The 230-nt window shown below is 67.0% G+C and carries 1 pseudogene; it reads right to left on the bottom strand.

Annotated elements, in window-relative coordinates:
• Nucleotides 1-230 (bottom strand): annotated as a pseudogene (locus R0J92_RS27385) (ectoine hydrolase DoeA); the annotation flags it as partial.

Below are 230 nucleotides of genomic sequence, written 5' to 3'. Positions count from 1 at the left end.
CGAGTCGAACCGATGGTGGTCCGGGTGCTGCACATGCTCCTCCGGCCAGTCTAACAGGTGATCGGCCTCCAGCCAGGGGGTCAGCGCGGCGCCCGGCTTGCCCGGGGTGCGGCCCCACCACATCGGCATGCCGGTCTCATGCCGAACCGCCGCCTGCGGAACATAGAGGCTCCAGCCGTCACAGCCGGTGAGCCAGGCCATATTGGAGGGATCGCAGATCACCAGTGTTT

Source organism: Tritonibacter sp. SIMBA_163, assembly GCF_046535935.1.
GTDB lineage: Bacteria > Pseudomonadota > Alphaproteobacteria > Rhodobacterales > Rhodobacteraceae > Epibacterium > Epibacterium scottomollicae.
This window is presented reverse-complemented; position numbering and strand designations above follow the sequence as displayed.